This is a genomic window from Acinetobacter sp. 24-47-64, from assembly GCF_057737055.1.
Map to the genome: position 1 here is coordinate 1121336 of NZ_CM173215.1, position 24450 is coordinate 1145785.

Annotated in this window: 20 protein-coding genes; 18 read left to right on the forward strand and 2 right to left on the reverse strand. The window is 40.0% G+C overall.

Features of this window, described 5'->3' with window-relative positions; genetic code table 11:
* The first annotated feature begins 179 nt into the window (after nucleotides 1-179).
* Nucleotides 180-1040: an alpha/beta fold hydrolase gene (locus AC1M85_RS05330; protein WP_035267132.1), complete on the forward strand. Its 861-nt coding sequence runs from the start codon at nucleotides 180-182 to the stop codon at nucleotides 1038-1040.
* 334 nt (nucleotides 1041-1374) lie between these two features.
* Here the strand turns inward: AC1M85_RS05330 and hcaR are convergent, their stop codons facing one another.
* Nucleotides 1375-2274 carry a DNA-binding transcriptional regulator HcaR gene (gene hcaR / locus AC1M85_RS05335; protein WP_035267131.1) on the reverse strand — a complete coding sequence of 300 codons (900 nt, stop codon included), beginning with the start codon at nucleotides 2272-2274 and terminating at the stop codon, nucleotides 1375-1377.
* 281 nt (nucleotides 2275-2555) lie between these two features.
* Between hcaR and hcaE the strand changes: the two genes are divergently transcribed.
* The 17 genes from hcaE (at nucleotide 2556) to AC1M85_RS05420 (ending at nucleotide 23838) form a co-directional block, all read left to right on the forward strand.
* On the forward strand, nucleotides 2556-3923 hold the full coding sequence (gene hcaE / locus AC1M85_RS05340; protein ID WP_092767097.1) for a 3-phenylpropionate/cinnamic acid dioxygenase subunit alpha: 1368 nt from the start codon (nucleotides 2556-2558) through the stop codon (nucleotides 3921-3923).
* On the forward strand, nucleotides 3920-4438 hold the full coding sequence (gene hcaF, locus AC1M85_RS05345) for a 3-phenylpropionate/cinnamic acid dioxygenase subunit beta (RefSeq protein WP_035267127.1): 519 nt from the start codon (nucleotides 3920-3922) through the stop codon (nucleotides 4436-4438). The genes hcaE and hcaF overlap by 4 nt, the downstream gene beginning before the upstream one ends.
* Complete coding sequence (gene hcaC / locus AC1M85_RS05350) at nucleotides 4438-4764, forward strand: 3-phenylpropionate/cinnamic acid dioxygenase ferredoxin subunit (protein WP_005181999.1); 327 nt, start codon at nucleotides 4438-4440, stop codon at nucleotides 4762-4764. The genes hcaF and hcaC overlap by 1 nt, the downstream gene beginning before the upstream one ends.
* 2 nt (nucleotides 4765-4766) lie before the next feature.
* A complete protein-coding gene (gene hcaB, locus AC1M85_RS05355) occupies nucleotides 4767-5582 on the forward strand; it encodes a 3-phenylpropionate-dihydrodiol/cinnamic acid-dihydrodiol dehydrogenase (RefSeq protein ID WP_035267124.1) in 816 nt (271 codons plus the stop codon).
* 68 nt (nucleotides 5583-5650) lie between these two features.
* On the forward strand, nucleotides 5651-6616 hold the full coding sequence (locus AC1M85_RS05360) for a 3-carboxyethylcatechol 2,3-dioxygenase (RefSeq protein WP_481591390.1): 966 nt from the start codon (nucleotides 5651-5653) through the stop codon (nucleotides 6614-6616).
* 4 nt (nucleotides 6617-6620) lie between these two features.
* Nucleotides 6621-7850: a 3-phenylpropionate/cinnamic acid dioxygenase ferredoxin--NAD(+) reductase subunit gene (gene hcaD / locus AC1M85_RS05365; RefSeq protein WP_488213692.1), complete on the forward strand. Its 1230-nt coding sequence runs from the start codon at nucleotides 6621-6623 to the stop codon at nucleotides 7848-7850.
* Between the two features lie 88 nt (nucleotides 7851-7938).
* Complete coding sequence (locus tag AC1M85_RS05370) at nucleotides 7939-8844, forward strand: DMT family transporter (protein ID WP_488213693.1); 906 nt, start codon at nucleotides 7939-7941, stop codon at nucleotides 8842-8844.
* Nucleotides 8845-9278: 434 nt separating this feature from the next.
* Entirely contained in the window at nucleotides 9279-10652 is a 1374-nt protein-coding gene (locus AC1M85_RS05375; protein WP_035267118.1) for a diaminobutyrate--2-oxoglutarate transaminase, read from the forward strand.
* Between the two features lie 3 nt (nucleotides 10653-10655).
* Entirely contained in the window at nucleotides 10656-12188 is a 1533-nt protein-coding gene (locus AC1M85_RS05380; RefSeq protein ID WP_092767092.1) for a pyridoxal phosphate-dependent decarboxylase family protein, read from the forward strand.
* 353 nt (nucleotides 12189-12541) lie between these two features.
* Nucleotides 12542-13567 carry a substrate-binding domain-containing protein gene (locus AC1M85_RS05385; RefSeq protein WP_179997953.1) on the forward strand — a complete coding sequence of 342 codons (1026 nt, stop codon included), beginning with the start codon at nucleotides 12542-12544 and terminating at the stop codon, nucleotides 13565-13567.
* A 99-nt stretch (nucleotides 13568-13666) separates the two neighbouring features.
* Nucleotides 13667-15046, forward strand: coding sequence for a phosphate ABC transporter permease subunit PstC (gene pstC / locus AC1M85_RS05390; protein ID WP_092767091.1), 1380 nt, complete (start codon nucleotides 13667-13669; stop codon nucleotides 15044-15046).
* Nucleotides 15046-16434 (forward strand): phosphate ABC transporter permease PstA, encoded by a 1389-nt coding sequence (pstA, locus tag AC1M85_RS05395; RefSeq protein ID WP_488213694.1) that lies wholly within the window; start codon nucleotides 15046-15048, stop codon nucleotides 16432-16434. The genes pstC and pstA overlap by 1 nt, the downstream gene beginning before the upstream one ends.
* A gap of 12 nt (nucleotides 16435-16446) precedes the next feature.
* Nucleotides 16447-17370, forward strand: a complete 924-nt coding sequence (gene pstB, locus AC1M85_RS05400; RefSeq protein ID WP_035267112.1) for a phosphate ABC transporter ATP-binding protein PstB — start codon at nucleotides 16447-16449, stop codon at nucleotides 17368-17370.
* A gap of 116 nt (nucleotides 17371-17486) precedes the next feature.
* Nucleotides 17487-18533, forward strand: a complete 1047-nt coding sequence (locus tag AC1M85_RS05405; protein ID WP_488213695.1) for a M20/M25/M40 family metallo-hydrolase — start codon at nucleotides 17487-17489, stop codon at nucleotides 18531-18533.
* Nucleotides 18534-18763: 230 nt separating this feature from the next.
* Nucleotides 18764-22597: a phosphoribosylformylglycinamidine synthase gene (gene purL / locus AC1M85_RS05410; protein ID WP_488213696.1), complete on the forward strand. Its 3834-nt coding sequence runs from the start codon at nucleotides 18764-18766 to the stop codon at nucleotides 22595-22597.
* Nucleotides 22598-22731: 134 nt separating this feature from the next.
* Nucleotides 22732-23445 (forward strand): abortive infection family protein, encoded by a 714-nt coding sequence (locus AC1M85_RS05415; RefSeq protein WP_488213697.1) that lies wholly within the window; start codon nucleotides 22732-22734, stop codon nucleotides 23443-23445.
* A 285-nt stretch (nucleotides 23446-23730) separates the two neighbouring features.
* The gene (locus AC1M85_RS05420; RefSeq protein WP_373687177.1) at nucleotides 23731-23838 is read left to right on the forward strand and encodes a KGW motif small protein; all 108 of its coding nucleotides are present in this window, start codon (nucleotides 23731-23733) and stop codon (nucleotides 23836-23838) included.
* A gap of 88 nt (nucleotides 23839-23926) precedes the next feature.
* Here AC1M85_RS05420 and AC1M85_RS05425 read toward each other — a convergent pair whose 3' ends face one another.
* Nucleotides 23927-24403, reverse strand: a complete 477-nt coding sequence (locus AC1M85_RS05425; RefSeq protein ID WP_488213698.1) for a hypothetical protein — start codon at nucleotides 24401-24403, stop codon at nucleotides 23927-23929.
* Nucleotides 24404-24450 lie beyond the last annotated feature (47 nt).

Here is a 24450-nt window from a genome sequence, read left to right on the forward strand (position 1 = left end):
AAAAAATAAGGAAAAACAGTAATTTATTTAATTGGTAAAAAGATGGATGCAATCGTAAATTTGTATCAGTTGAAAGGTACAGAGCAGTTAATATAAGCCTGTAAAACTATCATTTGTAAACATCAACTGATGATTGTTTCACAAATATATGATCAGTTATAGACAGTTAGAGGACTATGATGAGCACTGTTCAAATTCCAGAATATAAAACGGATTCATTCTTTGGTTTAGAAGATAAATGGATCGAAACTGCTGAAGGTGAGTTAACCCATTATCATGAAATTGGTGAAGGCACGCCTATTTTATTCCTTCATGGTTCTGGTACTGGTGTATCAGCAGCTGCTAACTGGTGGTTGAATTTACCTGCAATTGGTGAGCAAGCGCGTTGTATCGCAATTGATACCATTGGTTATGGTCAAACTGTCGTTGCACCAGGAACTCAATACGGTATCCGTGCATGGGTTGATCATGCAATTCGTACTCTTGATGCACTTGGTATTGAAAAAACATGGTTAGTAGGTAATTCGCTAGGTGGTTGGTTAGCATTCCAATTGGCACTTGATTATCCAGAGCGTGTACTCGGTATTGTTTCAATGGGTACAGGTGGTGCAAAACAAACTGCAGCCCTAAAAGCGCATGCAAACCCAGTTTTAACAGAAGAAGGTATTCGTAAGACACTTTCAATGTTCGTTGTAAATAAAGACTTAATTACAGATGAGCTGGTAAAAGTACGTTTTGATTCTGCAGCGAATGACTACGCATCTGATCGTTTAATGGATGTTGTGGGTGCGCGTGACCGTGATCGTTTCGAGTTCCCATTAGACTTTGAAAAAATGAAAGATATTACAGTTCCTGTATTATTGATTCATGGTACTCAAGATGTGGTGATTCCTGTGTCTCGTACTTGGGACATTTTAAATATCGTTCCTAATGCTGATGCACATATTTTCAGTCAGTGCGGTCACTGGTCACAAGTTGAAAAAGCAGAAGAATTTAATACGGTGATCAAAAATTATCTAGCAGTTCATGGTGTTAAATAATTTAAGAACCTAAAAAACTAAAAAAGAGGATGATTTAATCATCCTCTTTTTTAAAACTGAAAATACAGAACATGTGTTTAATACGTTTAAATCTGCATATTGATAATCAATATTGAGCATTGATCTGTTTTAATGCATTAGACTTAAGTGGTAGAGCAAGTCTAGTTAGTTAATGAGTTGTTTAAAAATCAGTCTAATCTAAAGCCTGAATTCATACAATTTATGATGATATTCGTAAAACTTTATTAGACTAAAGTCTAAGACTGTTGGTTGAAATAAAAAATAAAAATCACCGCTATGTTTAACGGTGATCATTAATTTGAAAAAAAATTAATTAATTACGATTAATATCAAGGTAAAAAACAGAGCTCAGTAAGTCCATAAATTTTTTGACGCCTTCTGAGTTAGTACTTTTTCTATAGCTTGCAAATAAATCGATTGAAGGTAATTCCACGTCTAGCGGGCGAATCACGGTGTTGTTCATCGTCAGTGGTGCGATATATCCAGGTAGAAAAGTACAGCCCAGGTTCATGCCAATAGAATTAATGTTAAAGAGGATATTGTCTGCAGTTTGAACAATATTTAAATTGATTTGATGGTATTTTGCAAAATCTAGAATGATCTTATTTAGGGTTTGAGATTGCTGTTCAGAAGGAATAATGAAATCGATTCCATCGAGCTCTTTTACTGGAATGCGATCGTATTTAGCGAGTGGATGATCTTTGGGGAGTAAGAAAATCAAAGGTTCTCGTAAAACAAATTGACTTTCGATTTCATCACTAAATAGATTTTGACGAGTAAAAGCGATATCAATTTCGCCTTTTTTTAACATTTTTGACTGATCGGAGTTGTTTAAGCTTAACAATTCAATCTTTAAATCCCGGTTTTGAACACGAAGATTAGGGAGAACGTAAGGAAAAATTTTCATTTCAACGACGGGAACAAAGCCGATACGTAACAATTGCTGTTTAGATTTGGCAATCTGACGAGTCATTGCGACTGCTTTGTCTGCTTGGGCTATCGTGAGGCGAGCTTGTTCAAGGAAGACTTGCCCCTCCTCAGTGAGTTCTACCTTACGTTTTGTACGATAAAGCAAAGGGACGCCAATTTCATCTTCAAGATCTTTAATCTGCTGGCTCAATGATGGCTGAGCAGTATAAAGGCGCAAGGCTGCTTTGGTGAAGTTGAGTTCTTCTGCCACAGCAATGAAATATCGAAGGTGTCGTAGTTCCATAAAAAATCATCCAAAGATTGATTCATATAATGTCTAAATATGATCAAGTGCGAGTATAGTTCACAAATGGATATTCGGTGAAGTGGGGCTGAGTATATTGAAATATCAACGTTATTATTAAAATATGGTAAAATTCACGTATTGATCGATTGATTAATTTATCGATAAAACATCTTGATTCAAACAAAAAAAATATTTCCCCAAAACTCGTTCAAAACTCATTATCTCTGCAAAGTTGAGTCTATTAGTTTGTGTCTAATTTAGTCACAGGAGAGCTTTTCATGAGTGGGAAAATTGATGTGCGCGAAATCGATGCTTTAGTCGATGCACAAAATGGACGTATCACGCCATCTATTTATACAGATCCAGATATCTATGAACTAGAACTTGAACGTGTGTTCGGTCGTACATGGTTATTCCTTTGCCATGAAAGCCAAATTCCAAAGGCTGGTGATTTCTTCAATACCTATATGGGTGAAGATCCGATCATCGTGGTACGTCAAAAAGACGGTTCAATCAAAGCATTGTTAAACCAATGTCGTCACCGTTCAATGCGCGTGAGCTTTGCTGACTGCGGTAACACTCGTGCATTTACATGTCCATACCACGGTTGGTCTTATGGCGTAGACGGCTCTCTTAAAGATATTCCTCTTGAAGATCGTGCATTCCCTCAAGGCGCATGTAAAGAGAAGTGGAGTTTGATCGAAGTAAACCGTGTGAAGTCTTATAAAGGCTTAATCTTCGGTTGTTGGGATGAAACAACTCCAGACCTTGAAGAATACATGGGTGATATCGCTTGGTACTTAGATGGCGTATTAGATCGTCGTCCAGGTGGTACTGAGATCATCGGTGGTGTTCATAAGTGGGAAATCGAATGTAACTGGAAATTTGCGGCTGAACAGTTTGCATCTGACCAATATCATGCATTGTTCTCTCACGCATCTGCGATTCAAGTATTAGGTGCTAAACCTGATGACGAATCTACTAAGAAATTAGGTGCTGCGCAAACTGCACGTCCTGTATGGGAAACTGCGAAAGACGCAATCCAATATGGTTCACGTGGTCACGGTTCAGGCTTCTTCTTTACAGAGAAACCAGATGCAAACGTATGGGTGGATGGTGAAGTAGCAAACTATTTCCGCGAAACTTACGAAGAAGTTAAAGAGCGTCTTGGTGAAATCCGTGCGTTACGTCTTGCGGGTCATAACACTATGTTCCCAACATTGTCTTGGTTAAACGGTACAGCAACACTTCGCGTATGGCATCCACGTGGTCCAAACAAAACTGAAGTATGGGCGTTCTGTATTGCGGATGCTGAAGCGTCACAAGAAGTGAAAGAAGCGTTTGAACGTTCTGCGACACGTGCATTTGGTCCAGCTGGTTTCTTAGAGCAAGATGACTCTGAAAACTGGATCGAAATTCAAAAAGTCTTACGTGGTTACAAAGCGCGTCAAAACAAACTCATTATGGAAATGGGTCTTGGTAACGAGAAAATTCGTGAAGATGGTATCCCTGGTATCACTAACTATATTTTCTCAGAAACTGCGGCACGCGGCATGTACCGTCGTTGGGCAGACTTGCTAATCCATGAAAAATGGGAAGATGTTGAGAAAGCAGCTGACGAATATGAGAAGGAGCTTATGAAATGAGTCAAGTGAGTTTAGAACTTCACCATCAAATTAGCCAATTCCTCTATCGTGAAGCGAAATTGCTTGACGATTGGAAATTCCGCGACTGGTTAGATACGTTAGCTGAAGATATTTCTTACACGCTACGTACAACACCAAATGCTCAAACACGTGACCGTCGTCGTTCAATTGAACCACCTACAACTTGGGTGTTCAATGATACGAAAGATCTTTTAGAGCGTCGTGTTGCTCGTCTTGAAACAGGCATGGCTTGGGCTGAAGAGCCTCCATCACGTACAACTCATATGGTGAGTAACGTGATCGTAGAAGCTACTGAAGTTGAAGGCGAATACGATGTATACGTTACATATCTTTTGTACCGTACACAAAAAGAGAAAGATGTCACTATTTACTGTGGTAAACGTCATGACAAGATCCGTAAAGTTGAAGGTGGCTTAGGCTTCCAAATTTTCAACCGTAAGATCACGCTTGATCAAGTTACCTATAACTCTCACAACCTGAGTGTGTTCTTCTAATGAATAAGATTTTTGTTTGCCAAGTTGACGAATTAGACGAAGGCGAAGCGTTGAAAGTAGATTGCGGCGTTAACGGTATCGATGCGCTTGCAGTGTTTAACAATGGTGGTGAGTTCTTCGCAATGAATGACCGTTGTTCTCATGGTAATGCTTCAATGTCAGAAGGTTATCTTGAAGATGATGGCACTGTCGAATGCCCATTGCATTCAGCTCGCTTCTGTTTAAAAACCGGTCAAGCATTATGTTTACCAGCGACAGATCCAATTCAAACTTTCCCAGTGATTGTTGAAGATGGTGCGTTATACGTTGAGATGGCAGGAGAGTAATCATGGGTTGGCTTAAAGGCGAAGTTGCACTGATCACAGGTGGTGGTTCTGGTTTAGGTTGGGCTTTAGTTGAACGCTTCCTTGAGGAAGGTGCGCACGTTGGTGTGTTACAACGTTCACAATCTAAAGTCGATGCTTTAAAAGAACGCTTTGGTGATCAAATTGTTGCAATCGCTGGTGATGTTGCCAACTATGAAGACAATGTCCGTGCTGTAAAAGCAACTGTTGAGCGTTTTGGTAAGCTTGATTGCTTTATTGGTAATGCAGGAATCTGGGATCACTACGCAGATATCGTCAATACTTCAGGTGAGCAACTTGATAAAGCGTTTGACGAAATCATGGGAATTAATACGAAAGCATTAATTCTAGGTGCTAAGGCTGCACTTGATGAGTTAGTAAAATCTGAAGGTTCGATAATCTTCACACTATCTAACTCAGCATTATATTCTGCGGGCGGTGGTCCAGTTTACACAGCATCTAAGCATGCTGGCGTAGGCATCATGAAGGAATTGGCGTATGAGCTTGCACCCAAAGTTCGTGTGAATGCTGTTGCGCCGTCAGGTATGAATGTAAACATTAAAGGTGCTGCATCATTAGGCCAAGAAAATCTAGGTCTTTTAGATGCGCGTGATCCTGAGAAAATCGCGCGTGGTATGCCGTTGAACTTCTTACCTGAGCCTGAAGAAATGACAGGTTCTTATGTGCTCTTGGCATCTCGTCAAAATAACCGACCTTTAACTGGTGTTCTGATCAATGCAGAATGTGGTTTGGGTATTCGTGGTCTACGTCAACCACGTGCTGGTTTCTTTGACGAATAAAATCTAGTCTAAAAAATGGACTTATCGGCAGCCTGTTCTAAGGCTGCCTTCCTTTTAAGGAGTCTCTCATGGCCGTTAAACTTATTTGTGCTTCGCACAGTCCTTTAATGGAATTTGCTTCACCTCAAGATCAGTCAAAAGAGCAAAAAGTACGTGCTGCTTTTGAACAATTATCTGCTGAAGTAAAAGCTTACGATCCAACACTGATCATTACTTTTGGTCCAGACCATTTTAACGGTTTTTTCTACGACCTTATGCCAAGTTTCTGTGTCGGTATCCGTGCTACGGCTGCTGGTGACTGGGATTACGGTAAAATTGACAATAAAATCGATGTTCCTGAAGACAAGGCTTTGGCACTTGTGCGTCAAGTTCTAGATGAAGGTGTTGATGTTGCATACTCATATCGTATGCAGGCTGACCATGGTGTGACTCAACCATTACACTTCCTTTGTGATGGAAAACTTGATCGTTATAAAACGATTCCAATATTTATTAATGGCGCTGCCGCACCAATGCCAACCACAAAGCGTACCATTGCTTTAGGCCGTGCGGTTGGACAATATATTAAGTCACTTAATCTTGAAAATGAGCGTGTACTTGTATTGGGTACAGGTGGTTTGTCTCATGATCCACCAACACCTCAAATGGGTTCAGTGCCACCAGAAGTTGAAGAGTTTTTAATTGCGGGCCGTAATCCAACTGAAGAAGCACGTAATGCGCGTCAAGCTAAAATTATTGCAGTTGGTCAGAAACTCGCTGCTGGAGATACATCAGTTGCAGTACCGCTGAGCCCTGAGTGGGATATTGCATTGCTTGAGAAATTTAAACAAGCAGATTTTGCTGCAATGGAAGCGATGACTGAGGCAGAAATTCGTGTCGAAGGTGGTCGTGGTGGTCAAGAAGTGCGTTGCTGGATGGCAGCATTTGCTGCACTGAGCGAAGTTGGTGAGTATGAAATGACAACTCACTGCTATGAAGATATTAGTGAGTGGATTGCGGGCTTCGGTATCGTATCTGCGGAATTAAAAGGTTAATCCCATGAGCAATGTAAACAACATCGTCATCGTTGGTGCGGGTCAAGCAGGCGCAAGTGCGATCCTTGAGCTTCGTGCAAACAAATATGAAGGTAAAATCACATTAATTGGTGATGAAACGCATCTTCCTTATGAGCGTCCACCACTGTCTAAAGACGTGATTTTAAAACCTGAAGAAACCAAGATTGAAATTTTATCTGAAGAAAAATTAGCAGATCTTGGTGTGACAGCAATTCGCGGTAATGGTGTCGTGAAAATCAACGCTGAAGCCAAAACTGTCGAACTTCAAAATGGTGATGTTGTTGCTTATGACAAATTGCTGCTTGCAACTGGCGGTGCGGCACGTCGTTTACCAAACTTTGATGCTTTAGGAAAACACGTTTATACACTTCGTAATCTTGAAGATTCACAAGCTTTAGTTCCTGTATTACAGCCAGGCCGTCGTTTAATCTTAATCGGTGGCGGTGTGATCGGTCTTGAGCTTGCATCATCTGCACGTTTCAAAGAATGTGAAGTCACTGTCATTGAAATGGGACCAATGGTGATGGGGCGTTCATCGCCACGCATCTTGAGTGAATTCTTGCTTGAACAGCAAAAATTGGCAGGTGTGGATGTTCGTCTTTCAACTTCAATTGCAGATTGCAAGCTTGATGGCGAAGAAATTGTGGTGACTTTAGCTGATGGCGAAGAACTTCGTGCGGATGCTGTGGTTTACGGTATCGGTATTGTGCCAAATGCACAGTTGGCAGTTGATGCTGGTCTTGACGTTGATCTCGCGATCAAAGTAAACGAAAATTGCCAAACCTCGAATGCTGATATTTATGCGGCAGGTGATGTGGCAACTCAACTTCGTGACTGTGGTAACCACCGTCGTGTTGAGACTTGGGAAAATGCCAATCTTCAAGCAGGTATCTTTGCACGCCATGTGATGGGTGTAGAACATCCTACTCCTAATCCAGCATGGTTCTGGACAGATCAGTTGGACATTAACTACCAATTCGTAGGTGATATGGCAGCAGCTGAGTGGTTAGTACGTGGTGAAATCAATCCTGAGCTACGTGCAGAATCTTCATTTGTATTGTTCGGTGTGACTGACGGTATTATTGTTGGTGGTATTACGGTAAATGCGGCTAAAGAAATGCGTCATCTTAAAAAATTGATTAGCAAACAAGCTGCATTTGAAGCAGATAAATATTTAGATCTTAGCCAAGACCTTCGTAAACTTGTGAAGTAAACTTGGTGAGATTGTGCAACAGACCTAGGGTAACTTAGGTCTGTTTTTTATGTGCCTAAGAAAATATTGATTTAATTTTGAGCAAATTATGAATTCTAGTTCCTCAAATATAATGGTCGTTGCGAGTATATATGCCTTATTGGTATTGATATGGGCTGCAACACCACTTGCCATTGTATGGAGTGTTGCAGAAATTCATCCAATGTGGGTGCTCATCATTCGATACTTTGGTGCATCTATAATTGCTTTGGCGTTGCTCAAAATGATGCGTGATCCACTCCCGTTTGATCATGTATCGCTGAAAAGTTATGTGGCTGGTAGCCTAAATTTAATAGGTGCGCAGTTATTTATCTACTTAGCAGCAAATTATTTAACGTCAGGCTTAATGGCACTGATCTTCGGATTTTCGCCATTAATTGCAGGTCTCATTGGACATCTCATCCTAAAAACACATAAGTTGTCTATTTTACAATGGAGTGGAATGGTCATTGCCGTATTGGGTCTCACATTTGTTTTTGCAGAATCTGCAGATGAGCGAGTCAATCCTTGGGGTGTAGTTTTGATGCTGATCAGTATGGTGTCGTATATCAGTTCGATTTTTTTGGTCAAACAAATTAATGCACCTTTAAGCCCCATGAGTCAGGCGACTGGTTCATTAATCGTTTCAGCTTTAGGATCACTCTTAATCATTCCATTCATTTGGCAACACATCCCAACCGTGCTACCAAGTACGCAAGCGATGGTGGGTTTTTTGTTCACAATGATCATGTCATCAATTGTTGCGATGCTGTGCTATTTTTGGTTAATCCGCCGCTTAGCAGCGTCGACAGTGTCTTTGAGTAATGTCATGACGCCAGTCATCGCCCTAGTTTTGGGGGCATCCTTAAATAATGAAATTATTCATAATGAAGCCTTGTGGGGGATTGTCGTTGTGATGATGGGGTTGCTGATGTATTTTAATCGAGAACTCTTGAAACTATTCTTAAAAAAATGAGTGAAAAAAAGTGGTTTTAATCACACACGTACAACTACATGAATATATAAGATTCATAATGTTACAAAACTATGCTTTAGCCCAAGCTCGAATTTAGGAATACTGAAAAAGTCAGTTCAAATCAGCAAAAAAAAATTGAACATTTTTTGCATAATTTGGACTGTTTTACTTTAGCTCAAGTTCAAACTTATCTAAAATAGAAGTGGTACAGTTTGAAATCTATACAAGTTATCAATTTGTCACATTAATATTTTAGAATCTGCTGGTGAAAACGATAGAAATCTATTTATTTTATTTCAAAATTCGTTATCATCGCGCCCTCTAGTTATAACTCTACACAATAGGCTAACTAGAACTCTATAAAGCACCGAGTCAAAGGACCGCAAGTCACCCGACTTATTTCTATTAACCCATATCAGAGATGGTAATTCGATATGAGCGTTTCTTCTGTAAATCCTGCACCTAATTCTACTAACGAATACTATTTGACTCGCCAAAGTCAGATGGAATCTAATGTTCGTAGCTATCCACGTAAATTGCCGTTAGCGATAGCAAAAGCTCAAGGTTGCTGGGTTACTGATGTTGAAGGTACAGAGTACCTCGATTGTTTAGCTGGGGCAGGAACATTGGCTTTGGGCCATAATCATCCTGCGGTCATTCAAAGTATTCAAGACACTTTAGCGAGTGGTCTTCCATTACATACTTTGGATTTAACGACACCTTTAAAAGATGCTTTTACTGAAGCTTTACTTGCTGAATTACCGGGTGGTAAAGAAGAGTACTGCCTACAGTTCTGTGGTCCATCTGGTGCAGATGGTACAGAAGCAGCAATTAAACTTGCAAAAACATATACTGGCCGTGGCACTGTGATCAGCTTCTCTGGTGGCTACCATGGTATGACTCACGGCTCATTAGCAATGACAGGTAATTTGTCTGCTAAAAACGCTGTTAATGGTTTAATGCCAGGCGTTCAATTCATGCCGTATCCACATGAATACCGTTGCCCACTAGGTTTAGGTGGTGAAGCGGGTGTTGACGCGCTTACTTATTTTTTTGAAAATTTCATCGAAGATGTTGAAAGCGGTGTGACTAAGCCTGCTGCAGTTATCCTTGAAGCGATTCAAGGTGAGGGCGGTGTGGTTACAGCACCTGTGAAATGGTTGAAAAAAATTCGTGAAGTGACTGAAAAGCACAACATCGTTTTAATTCTTGATGAAGTACAAGCTGGTTTCGCGCGTTCAGGAAAAATGTTTGCCTTTGAACATGCGGGTATCGAACCTGATGTTGTAGTGATGTCGAAAGCAGTAGGTGGAAGCTTACCACTTGCAGTACTTGGTATTAAGCGTAAGTTTGATGCTTGGCAGCCTGCAGGTCACACGGGTACTTTCCGTGGTAACCAATTGGCTATGGGTACTGGTCTTGCTACGATCAAAACGATTAAAGAACAAAATCTTGCGCAAAACGCACAAGAGCGCGGTGATTTCCTTCAAGCTGAATTGAAGAAATTAGCTGCAGAATTCCCATGTATCGGTAATGTACGTGGCCGCGGTTTAATGATCGGTATCGAAATCGTTGATGAGCGTAAACCTGCTGACCATATGGGTTCACTTCCTGCAGATGGTCAATTGGCTGCTGCAATCCAAGCAGCGTGTTTCAACAACAAATTGTTGTTAGAAAAGGGTGGACGTAACGGTACAGTGATTCGTCTACTTTGCCCATTAATTATTAACCAAGCTGAATGTGAAGAAGTAATTGTGCGCTTTAAGAAAGCAATTTCTGAAGCATTAGTTGCGGTACGAGGCGCTTAATTCATGGTAGATTTTGCAGAACACCGTAAAGCTTTGCTCTGTAATGATGCTGCATCCATTGCTGACTATACGTCAGCAATGGATCAGGCAACTCAAGCAGTAGCAGCTTGGTTACAAAATGACAAAATGTACACAGGCGGTAGCATTAAAGAGCTTCGCAGTGCAATTGCATTTAATCCTTCTAAAGAAGGATTGGGTGTGGAAAAGTCATTAGAGCGTATGGTTGAGCTATTCCTTAATAAGAGCTTAAAAGTACATCATCCTCATTCTTTGGCGCATTTGCATTGTCCTACTATGGTGACTAGCCAAATCGCAGAAGTACTCATTAACGCAACTAACCAATCGATGGACTCATGGGATCAAAGCCCTGCAGGTTCATTGATGGAAGTTCAGTTGATCGATTGGCTTCGTCAAAAAGTTGGTTATGGTGCAGGTCAAGCAGGTGTGTTCACCTCTGGCGGTACGCAGTCAAACTTGATGGGTGTATTGCTTGCACGTGATGCATGTATCGCGAAAAACTGGAAAGACGAAAACGGCAATCCGTGGTCTGTTCAGCGTGATGGCGTACCTGCGGAAGCGATGCGTAACGTTAAAGTCATTTGTTCTGAAAATGCTCACTTCTCTGTGCAAAAGAACATGGCGATGATGGGAATGGGCTTCCAATCTGTAGTGACTGTGCCTGTTGACGAAAATGCGCGTATGGACATGGATGCACTAGAGAAAACCATGGCACACCTTCAAAATGAAGGCAAAATTGTGGCATGTGTGGTTGCAACTGCAGGTACTACCGATGCGGGTGCAATTGATCCTTTAAAGAAAGTCCGTGAAATCACCAACAAGTACGGCGCGTGGATGCATATCGATGCAGCATGGGGCGGTGCTTTAATCCTATCTAATAATCACCGTGATTTGTTAGATGGTATCGAGCTTTCTGATTCAATCACACTTGATTTCCATAAGCATTACTTCCAAACGATTTCTTGTGGTGCATTCTTACTTAAAGATGAAGCGAACTATCGCTTTATGCATTATGAAGCGGAATACTTAAACTCTGCTTATGATGAAGAGCATGGCGTACCAAACCTTGTTTCTAAATCTCTACAAACTACACGTCGTTTTGATGCGTTGAAATTGTGGATGACGATTGAAGCACTCGGTGAAGAGCTTTACGGCTCTATGATTGATCATGGTGTTACTTTAACGCGTGATGTTGCAGATTATATTAAAGCAACAGATGGTTTAGAGTTATTGGTTGAGCCACAATTTGCATCAGTCTTATTCCGTGTAATTCCTGAAGGTTACCCAACAGAATTACTCGATACACTGAACCAAAACGTTGCGGATGAATTGTTTGCACGTGGTGAAGCGAATATTGGTGTGACTAAAGTAGGTCAGGTTCAATCATTGAAAATGACAACTTTAAGTCCAGTGGCAACTTTAGACAATGTGAAGAACTTGCTTGCGCTTGTACTGGCTGAGTCTGATCGCATCAAAGCTTCAATTGCTGATGGTACATATACGCCACCAATCGATTAATAGATTGTTTTTGAAAAAAAGCGCTCAATTGAGCGCTTTTTTGATATTCAAAATTCATAACTTTGACATATTTTTAGATCATGATTGAAGAAATCTTTATGCAGAATTAGGGGGATAATTATTAAAGAATAAGTAGGTAATAAAAATATCAGTATTTAACCGTAATTATTATAAATCGTTGAAATATAATTAAAAAATAAATAAGCAGGTTGGTGTAATAAAAATAATAAAATCGTAATAAAGCTGTAACCTTATTGTCATATTATCAAATCAAAATGCATGTATCGAAATAAGTACAATACTTCAATAAAAAGTAGCGTACTCCAAATTTGCATAAATTGAGAGATAACATGATGCGCTTTACAAATATTGCAATTGCATTAGCACTTTCTGGGGCAGCTGTAGCAACAACCGCAAATGCAGCACGTGACACAATTCAAATTGCGGGTTCTTCTACAGTATTGCCATATGCAAGTATTGTGGCTGAAGAATTCGGTAATAACTTCCCTCAATTTAAAACACCAGTAGTTGGTTCAGGCGGTTCGTCGGGTGGTTTAAAACAATTTTGTAATGGTGTTGGCGACAATACGATCGATATTGCTAACTCATCTCGTGCAATTAAATCGAGCGAATTGGCTGAATGTAAGAAAAATGGCGTTAACCAAGTATTAGAAATTAAAATCGGTTACGACGGTATCGTATTTGCTTCAAATGCTAACAAAGCAGCTTATAAATTACGTCCACAACATGTATTTGCAGCTTTGGCAGCTGAATTGCCTTCAAACGGTAAAATGGTAAAAAACCCATATACACGTTGGAATCAAATTGATAAATCATTACCAAATGAGCCAATCACGCTTGTAATCCCAGCTTCGAATCATGGTACACGTGAAGTCTTCCAGGAGAAAATGGTGGACGCTGGTTGTGAATCGTATGCTGCTATTAAAGCTTTAGATAAAGATGCCAAAAAGAAAGCTTGCACAACGTTCCGTAAAGATGGTCGTGTTGTGGAAATTGCGGGTGACTATACAGAAACACTTGCACGCTTAAAAACTTCTCCAAGTGCTGTTGGTGTGTTTGGTTTAGGTTTCTATGATCAAAACCGTGACCGTTTACGCGTTGCAACTGTGAACAATGTGGCACCGTCTGAAAACACGATTTTAAATGGTTCTTACCCTGTATCACGCCCATTATTCTTCTATGTAAAAGGTGAACACTTGAAATCAATCAAAGGTTTACCACAGTTTACTGAGTATTTCTTAAACAAGCGTGTTTCAGGTAAAGGTTCTAAGTTAGAAAAAGCGGGCTTAATTTCACTCTCTGACAAAGAACGCGCATCAATTTTGGCAAACTTTAAAGCAGGTAAAGCTGTTAAGTAATCAAACGACAAACTAATGGCAGGAATTATCCTGCCATTGGTTTTTTCATTGAAAAAAGTTTTTTCAAACCATGAAAATTGAAAAGACAGTGGAGAATACATGAATCTGCTACTTATAGGTGTGTTACTGGCGATCATCGCCATTGCCTATCAAATCGGATTACGCAAAAGCCGTAACTTAGCAGGTCAGGGAAATAACTCTGCCGCTTTGCATTCACGTCCTGGTTACTATGGGGCATTAGTTGCGTTGTGGTGTGGTATCCCTGCATTTTTAATTTTGATTGTTTGGAACTTGGTTGAGCCAACGATCTTGGAGCAGGTGGTGCTTAATCATTTGCCACAGGATATTAAAGCAAGTCTAGATCCAGCAAGCCTAAACGTAGTTGTTGACCGTGTTCAAGCGATTGCATCCGGATTTGGTGTCAGTGATACAGCAACGTCCTATGAAGTTGCAGCTGCAGAGCAACTGAGTAAATTTTCAACTATTGGCTCTTTTGCAAAATTAGCAGTTGTCATTTGCGCTGCATTGGCAGGGTTAGTATGGGCAAAAAAAAGAATTAGCCAAGATTTTAGAGCGCGTAATCAGGTCGAGAAAGTCATCAATGTTGGCTTAGCTTTATGTTCTGGTGTCGCAATTCTTACAACACTTGGAATTGTAATGTCGATGTTTGGAGAAGCGATGCGCTTCTTCAGCTTTGTTAATCCTTTTGATTTCTTCTTTGGAACAGAGTGGAACCCGGGTTTCAGTACTTCGGGAAGTGCAGAAGGAAGCTATGGTTTACTTCCATTGTTGTGGGGTACGCTCATGGTCAGTGGGATCGCACTATTGGTTGCTGTACCAGTAGGTTTAATGATCGCGATTTATTTGGCTGAATATGCTTCTCCTCGCTTCCGTTCTTGGGCAAAACCGACCATTGAAGTTTTAGCTGGTATTCCAACGATCGTTTATGGTGTATTTGCACTCATGATTATTGGCCCATTTATTAAAACTGTAGGGGCAATGGTTGGTATTGATATCAACGCAACGAGTGCGCTCACTGCAGGTTTTGTCATGGGAATCATGATCATTCCTTTTGTGTCTTCTTTATCTGATGACATTATTACTCAAGTGCCTCGAGCATTACGTGATGGATCTTTAGGATTAGGGGCGACCAAATCTGAAACGATTCGTAAAGTGGTCATTCCAGCAGCGTTGCCTGGCATTATTGGTGCATTTTTATTGGCTGCTTCCCGTGCAATTGGCGAAACTATGATCGTAGTTCTAGCAGCTGGTAACAGTCCTCTTTTACACGCAAATCCATTAGAAGCTGTTTCAACCGTAACGATTACGATTGTTAATCAATTAACAGGTGATACTGACTTTGCAAGTCCGCAAGCATTAGTCGCTTTCGCACTAGGACTTACATTGTTTGTGATTACTTTAGGTTTGAACATTGTTGCACTTTACATCGTGCGTAAATACCGTGAGCAATACGACTAATGAGTACTTCTAATCCTAATACTCTCGCGACAGTTGATTCAGCAACAGCTGAGCAGCTTAGAGAAAAGCGTAAGAAGACTATTCAGAATTCTTTAGCTAAACGTCATCGTAAAGAAAAGACGTTCCGTTTCTTCGGTTTTTCAGCAGTGATTGCTGGCTTATTCTTCGTAGTATTGCTATTCGGTAGTATTTTAGCGAAAGGCTTGCCTGCTTTTTGGCAAAGTAGCATGAATTTGCCAATCTATTTCGATCCAAAAATTATTGAAGTTGGTCCAAAACCTGTACTGGCTGAAGGTGAGAATCCAGCTCAGTATGAAGAACGCTTTATTGAGTGGCAGACTGAAGTTGGCATGGTGGATTGGGATGCATTGATCATCAATGCAATGATCAAACAAGATCCTCAACTTGAAGCACAACGTGATGATTTAAGCTATATCTATACGAGCTCTGAAGCATATCGTATCCGTGATATGGTGATGAATGATCCAAGCTTGGTTGGTAAAACAGTCGATGTAAAAGTCCTTGCTGATGCAAATATTGATGTGTGGCTTGCAGGTAATATTGATCGTTCTTTGCCAGATGAACAGCAACAACTTAGTCCTGAGATTCGTCAAATTGCCGATGAACTCAAGGCTAAAGGTGTTATCGAAAATTCATTTAACACGAATATTTTCACGAGTCCTGACTCTCGTAGTTCACCAGCGACATCTGGTTTAGCTGGTGCATTCATGGGCTCATTGTTCATGATGTTGATTGTAATCTTTATTTCGATTCCAATCGGCGTTGCATCTGCGATCTATCTTGAAGAGTTCGCACCAAAGAACTGGATTACAGATATTGTAGAAGTCAACATCAATAATTTGGCTGCTGTTCCATCGATTGTATTCGGTTTGCTTGGTGCTGCAATTTTTATTGGTTGGATGCATTTACCATTATCTGCCCCTTTGGTAGGTGGTCTTGTGTTAAGTTTAATGACGTTGCCAACGGTGATTATTACGACACGAGCTTCTTTAAAAGCGGTTCCACCTTCGATTCGCCAAGCTGCATTAGGATTGGGTGCATCAAGACTGCAAACTGTTTTTCATCACGTCCTGCCTTTGGCATTACCAGGTATTTTAACAGGTGCGATTATTGGTGTGGCTCAAGCATTGGGTGAGACTGCGCCGTTGTTGTTGATTGGTATGAGTGCTTTTGTAGCCAGTGTTCCAGCAAGCCCATTCGATCAATCTACAGCGCTGCCTGTACAGATTTTCTTGTGGCAGGGTAATGAACTTCGTAACTTCTTTGAAGGTCGTACTGCTGCAGCCATTATTGTTCTCCTTGCGATGATGATTAGCTTAAATAGTTTAGCGATCTGGTTACGTAAGAAATTTGAAGTCCGTTGGTAGTCGGAGCAAAATATGAATACAGTAACTTCGCAAGTAACTCAAAATTCCTTAAAAAAGGATCAATCAGTGAATTCAGATCAAACACAATTTACATCTCAAGATGCAAATCAAAAAACGTCAACTTCGTTTGTTTCACAATTTGACACGCAAAGCGAAAATAAAAAAGAAGCAAAATCGGATGTTGTAAAACTGAGTACAACTGATGTTCATGTTTATTATGGTGAATCTGAAGCGATTAAAGGCATTGATCTTAATATTTACCAAAATGAAGTGATTGCTTTTATTGGTCCATCTGGATGTGGTAAGTCAACATTCCTACGTACTTTAAATCGTATGAACGACACGATAGATAGTTGTCGGGTAACGGGTAAAGTCATGTTGGATAATCAAGACATTTATGATCCTAATCTCGACGTAGTACTACTTCGTGCGCAAGTGGGTATGGTGTTCCAAAAGCCAAACCCATTCCCAAAATCAATTTTTGAAAACGTTGCATACGGACCTAAACTCCATGGTTTAGCACGTGACAAATATGATTTAGAAGAGATCGTTGAAAATAGTTTACGTAAAGCGGGCTTGTGGGATGAAGTTAAGGATCGTTTGAATCAGCCTGGAACTGGTTTATCAGGCGGTCAACAGCAACGTCTATGTATTGCTCGAACTATTGCAGTTTCGCCAGAAGTGATTTTAATGGACGAACCTTGTTCAGCACTTGACCCAATTGCTACGGCTAAAGTTGAAGAGTTAATCGCTGAGCTTTCAACACAATATACTATTGCAATCGTTACGCACTCAATGCAACAAGCTGCACGTGTATCAGACCGTACTGCCTATTTCCATTTAGGTGATTTGATTGAAGTGAATTCGACAGAAAAAGTATTTACTCAACCTGATCATCAATTGACTGAGGCATATATTACGGGTCGATTTGGTTAATTAAAAATTTAGAAACATAAATAAAAAGAGTCTTCGGGCTCTTTTTTTATTACAAAAATCTGTGGATGGAATAAGGTTTTTCTCTAAAATGGAATTCTTAATAAACTGATATCCACATGACAATGAAAAAAATACTTTGTTTAACAGCATTAATGACCAGTATTTTTATGTTGAGTGCTTGCTCACATACACCAAATCAAAATCAACAAGTAACCATGCAAATCAATACTTCGAATTTGATCGAACAACGTCTCATGAGTCATCTTAGTGCCTTAGAAGATATTGCAGCAGCTCATGGCGGTAATCGCGCAGTTGGAACGGATGGTGGTAAGGCAACTGCAACCTATATTATTGAAGAGGCAAAAAAAGCTGGTTTGCACGCTCAGATGTTGCCGTTTGAAAATCGCAATAAGATTGTAGGTCAGAATATTATTATCGAAATCAAAGGTAAAAATCCTGATTTAGCTACGATAATCGGTGCGCATTATGATTCTGTGACCACAGGGCCTGGGATCAATGATAATGGTACAGGTGTAGCCGTTCTATTAGAGCTATTACAACATTATTCAAAATCTGAAAATCATCCTCAAAATACAATTTACCTTGCATTTTGGGATTCTGAAGAAGATGGTATCGGAGGTTCGCAAGATTTTGTTGCTAAAATGACACCTGAACAGCTGAAGGGAATAAAGGCTTATATCAATGTTGATATGGTCGGTACAAAAAATCCGAATATTTTGGTTGCTGATGTAGATAAATCTTCATTAAAAGATTTAGAAGCCCAGTTTAAGTCTGCTGGATTATCTGAATCTGACTATAAACCAATGATTGATGGCTTAAAGTCTTTACCTAGTCATCCAGAAGATACTGCGCTTGAAGAACATTTAAAATCATTCTTTAAAGCAAAGAACTTAACGATCAAAGAAGACATCACCACTTTAACAGCAAGCGACACATCACCATTTCTAGGAAAAGTGCCGGTCACATCGATCATTTTATTTAATGAACAAGAACGTCCAGGTGCAAACGAGGGGGAGATAATTTTAGATTTTGCGCCATGTTATCACCAAGCTTGTGATACCAAGGATTTAGTTGATCCAAAATCTATGATTATGGCTCTAGAGGCGATTCAACATCTGTTAAAAGTCACCAACACTCAATAGTTGAGATGACTGAAGAATTATTTAGGCGTATCTCATTTGAATTGCATCATAGGGTGCAATTCAATTTTTTTTACTGAATAAAAAAGATTTATTCGTAAACTCGATCGAAAATATGTCTTAAAGCAGTTTTGCTATCTAGCTGAATTTTGCAATACACAGTAGAATATGCGCTCTCTTCAAGTCACATTGTGGCATGGTTCAAAAGACCATCCCGTGGAGCCAAAATCAGCATGTTTATCGTGGCCGGTGCACCAGCACACTCTTCTTTTAAGCAAACGCAACTATTAACTCGTTTACAGTCAATTAGTTCGGTTCAATCAATAGAAAGTCAATGGGTTTATTTATTCGACCAAGCGCTCAACGAGCAACAACAGCAATCCGCTTTACAGCTTCTAAATGATGGTGCGTCATTTGAATTACGCCAAGCAGCCACAGATGAGATTCAAATCTTAGTCACTCCACGCGTAGGCACAATTTCGCCGTGGTCTTCAAAAGCGACCGATATTTTCGCGAACTGCAACACACCGGTTCATCGTCTTGAACGCGGTGTTTTGTTTACTTTGAAGGGTGTAAAAGACGTTTCAAATGAAATTAAGCAAATTCTGCATGACCGAATGACAGAAAGTGTTTTCAATCAAATTGACGATGCTGCTGCTTTATTCACTGAAACTGAGCCAAAACCACTAAACTCGATTGATATTCTAGGTCAAGGTAAAGAAGCGCTCGTAAAAGCAAACTCTGAATTTGGTTTTGCTTTATCGGATGAAGAAATTGATTACTTAACTGATGCATTTATCAAGTTAGGTCGCAATCCGCATGACATTGAACTCATGATGTTTGCACAAGCGAACTCTGAGCATTGTCGTCATAAAATCTTTGGTTCAGAATGGACAATCGATGGTGAAGTTCAACCATTGTCATTGTTCCAAATGATTAAAAATACCTATAAAGAATCACCTACAGATGTATTGTCAGCATATAAAGACAATGCTTCAGTGATTGTAGGATTTGATACGCAACGTTTTTATCCGAAAAAAGATGAAAACGGTCATTATGTTTATAAATATAAGAGCCAAGCTGCTCACATCTTAATGAAAGTGGAAACCCACAACCATCCTACAGCGATTGCACCATTTGCAGGTGCGGCAACAGGTTCGGGCGGTGAAATCCGTGATGAAGGTGCAACAGGTCGTGGTGGTAAGCCAAAAGCAGGCTTAACAGGTTTCACTACATCTAACTTGAATATTCCAGGCTTCGAACAGCCATGGGAAGAAAACTACGGTAAACCATCTCGTATGGCATCTCCACTTCAAATTATGATTGAAGGTCCATTGGGTGGTGCTGCATTTAACAACGAATTTGGTCGTCCTGCGTTAAATGGTTACTTCCGTACATTTGAGCAAAATGTAAATGGTGATGTAAAAGGTTTCCATAAGCCAATTATGATTGCTGGTGGTTACGGTAACATCCGTCCTGACCACGTTGAAAAAGATGCGATCCAACCGGGCGATTTATTGATCGTGCTTGGTGGTCCTGCAATGCTCATCGGTCTTGGTGGTGGCGCTGCTTCTTCTGTAGATAGCGGTACAATGGGCGAAAGCTTAGACTTTGCTTCTGTACAACGTGAAAACCCAGAAATGGAACGCCGTTGCCAAGAAGTCATTGATACTTGCTGGCGTATGGAAGACCACAACCCAATCGTGTCTGTACATGACGTAGGTGCTGGTGGTATTTCAAATGCGATGCCTGAACTGGTAAATGACCACGAATTAGGTGCAAAACTTGATCTTCGTAAAGTACCATCATTGGAGCCAGGTATGGCGCCAATGGAAATTTGGTCAAATGAAGCGCAAGAGCGTTATGTATTGGCGATCCGTCCATCTTCATTAGAATTATTTGAATCAATCTGTGCGCGTGAACGTTGTCCGTTTGCCGTATTAGGTGAAGCGACTGAAGCGCGTCATTTAACGGTTGAAGATCCATTGTTTGGTAACAACCCAGTTGATGTACCAATGCAAGTGATCTTAGGTGGTACGCCACGTATGAGCCGCGCGTATGACTGTATCGAACGTCACGGTGATGACTTTGATGCTGCACAAGTGACTGATCTTAAAGATGCGATTTATCGTGTGATTAAGAACCCAACAGTTGCGTCTAAATCATTCTTAATTACCATTGGTGACCGTTCAATTACAGGTATGGTTGCACGTGACCAAATGGTTGGTCCATGGCAAGTGCCTGTAGCAGATGCTGCGGTAACAACAACAAGTTTAGTGGGCTACACAGGCGAAGCAATGGCAATGGGTGAACGTCCACCTGTAGCATTGTTAAATCCTGCGGCATCTGCACGTTTAGCAGTGGCTGAGTCAATCACCAACATCATGTCTGCAAAAATCGAGAAAATCAGCGACATTAAATTGTCTGCGAATTGGATGGCTGCAGCAGGTCAAGTAGGCGAAGACCAAGCATTATTTGAAGGTGTAAAAGCCATCGGTATGGAAATGTGTCCTGCGCTTGGCATCGCAATTCCTGTAGGTAAAGATTCTTTATCGATGCGTACGACTTGGAATGACGAAGGTGAAGATAAGTCTGTAACTTCTCCAATGTCAGGTGTGATCACAGCATTTGCACCAGTGACTGATGTGCGTAAGACATTAACACCAGAATTGAAAAACTTAGATTCAGTACTTGTACGTATTGATTTGTCTAAAGGTCAATTCCGTTTAGGTGGTTCGATCCTTGCGCAAGTGTATAAAGCAATTGGTTCGGTTACACCAGATGTAGATAGCTTCGATGACTTCAAAGCATTCTTTGAATTGGTACAAGATTGGAATAACCGTGGTTTAATTAAAGCTTACCATGACATCGGTGATGGTGGTTTAATCGCAACTGTTGCAGAGATGATGTTCGCTTCACGCTTAGGTGTGGCTTTAGAAGATCAGTCTGTAGCAAGCTTATTTGCTGAAGAAATTGGTGCGGTATTACAAATTGCTAAAGCTGATTGGGATGCACTACAAGCTGAAGTCGCAGCATCAAGCTTAAAAGATGCGATCAGTGTCGTTGGTACAGTGAATACTACTGATACGCTAACGATCAATGGTTTAACGCTAGATCGTGTTGAACTGCAACAAGCGTGGACTGAAGTGTCACATCAGATTCAACGTTTACGTGACAACGTGGAAACTGCAGATCAAGAATATAGTCTAATTGCGAATAAAGATCATAAAGGTCTTATTGCAAAAGCGACATTCGATTTGAATGAAGAAATTGAAGCACCGTATATCAATACACGTCGTCCGAATATGGCAATCTTGCGTGAGCAGGGTGTAAATGGTCATGTGGAGATGGCAGCTGCATTCGACAAAGTTGGTTTCAATACGATTGATGTCCATATGAGTGACCTACTCGCTGGTCGTGTAAGCCTTGATGAATTTGAAGGTTTAGTGGCATGTGGTGGTTTCTCTTACGGTGACGTTTTAGGCGCTGGTGGTGGTTGGGCGAAGTCAGTATTGTTCAATCCTAAACTTCGTGATCAATTTGAGAAATTCTTTAACCGTCAAGAAACATTCTCACTCGGTATCTGTAACGGTTGCCAAATGTTGTCTCAATTGGCTCCACTCATTCCAGGTGCTGAAAACTGGCCACGTTTCCATCGTAACGTATCAGAAATGTTTGAAGCGCGAGCTGTAAACGTTCGTGTTGAAAAATCTAAATCTGTACTGTTAGAAGGTATGGAAGGTTCGATTTTACCAATTGCTGTGGCGCATGGTGAAGGTCGCGTTGTTGCAGCGGACAGCTCTATTGCTGCATTGAATGCGGGTAATCAAGTGACTTTACGTTATGTTGATAGCCAAGGTAATCCAACTCAACATTACCCATTGAACCCGAACGGCTCACCTGAAGCAATTACAGGTGTGACTTCAACTGATGGTCGTGCAACGATTATGATGCCTCATCCAGAGCGTAACTTCCGTGCGATTCAGCACTCTTGGAAACCTGAAGATTGGGATCAAGATGGTGCATGGTTACGTATGTTCCGTAATGCTCGTAAGTTTATTGGTTGATTAAATCAATAGATTGAAAAAGCCACCATAAGGTGGCTTTTTCATAGGTAAATTATTGTTTTGAAGATGTAGAATTGAGTTGAAAAAAAATAAAGAGTTCTCAAATGTCTGGTCTAATTTAAAAAGTATTACACTTGCGTGAATTGCTAATAGCTAGGGCTACAGATAGTTATGAAAAAGGTACCTCAGAGGCATTTCAAGAGCTTAGAAAAGAATTGCTGATAAAAAATCTTTATGGATATATTCCATTTATTGTTAAAGATACAAATACCTTAGATGAGTTTGAAGCGAGAATTAAATGGGATTTTAAATCTTATGTGGAACGTGAGAATTATATTTATTCAGAATTTAAAGAGTTATTGAATGTTTTAGAAAGTAGAAATACTTCTCCCTTAGATCAAGTAGTGGAGTTGAGAATTAACGAATTAAGTTCTGATTATATTCATCAAATATGGCAGAAAGCATTAGAGCGGAGAGTAACTGATCCTGATGGTGCTATTACATTAGCAAGGACACTTTTAGAGTCGACTTGTAAATATATTCTTGATGAACATCAAATTGACTACGGAAATGCGCCTGATATTAATCAACTATATAGATTAGTCAGTAAAGAATTAAATTTAGCACCTTATCAACACACAGAACAAACTTTTAAACAGATTCTTGGAGGATGTAGTTCAGTGATTGGAGGCTTAGGATCATTGAGAAACAAAGTAGGGGATGCACATGGTCAGGGCAAAAAGAATTTTAAGCCTGCATCGCGTCATGCTGAATTGGCAGTCAATTTAGCTGGAACAATGTCAGTTTTTTTATTTTCAACGTGGAGCTTAAAAGAAAATAATGAATAAATTTATTAATAAAAAGCATTGTTAAATAGTATCTTAAATTTACCTTATGGAAAAATAAATTTAGATTCGCTAACATGAGCTTATTCAGCCACCATTTTGGTGGTTTTTTGTATTTATAGATTTGGTTTCAAAATCTTTCTCCCACTGGACTTGGTTTGGTTTTTGTTTTTATATAGAGGTTAGGACAAGTGTGTTCATTGGACATATAGCTAACCATAATAAGTAAGAATTTAATGCGGTTCGTTTTTAACTCAGGTATGAGGTGACGATATGACCAAAACAATGATGATACTGAACAAACACGAGTTGAGGCAAAAAGGCTGGAAGCTATTCGCTTTTGTGGCCAGTCTTCAAATCCTATTTTTAATTGCAGGTTATTTCTTAACTGCGTAAAAAAAAGCCACCTTAAGGTGGCTTTCTTTAAATTCGAATTTAAAGCTCAGTTCATGAATCTTTAAGTTGATGCTGATCGAATAAATGATTACAAGCTACGACATTGTCCTTCTTTGTCCCCCTTAACGCGGTTTTGTCCGCCTTTTGGAGTTTGGCTATTTGACTCACATTTTAAATTACCATCGACCTGATTTGCAGTAACCTGAATGCTTGAACGATTTTCTTTAAGTTCAATATTGCCATCTACACGGTTATTGTGCAGTTGGATCGTTTTACCTTTTTCAAGTTGAATATTGCCGTCAATGCTATTGTTTTTAGCCGTCACTTGACCGAAATTTCCTTTAGATTCGAGGTTACCGTCAATCGTGCTATTTAAAATAGTTGCTTGCGCATTTGAATAGAGCATTATATTGCCTTTGACTGTAACTTGATCAAGCGTGCATGGTTGTGTCACTTTTACATTGTCATCAATGGTTTTATTCTTAATTACACCGTTACAATTAAAGTCAGCAAGCGCTGGAACAGATAAACCTAAAAGTAGGGATGAAAAAATTAACTTATTCATTTTAAACTCCTTTCATTATAATATGTTCATAATTGAACCATGTCATG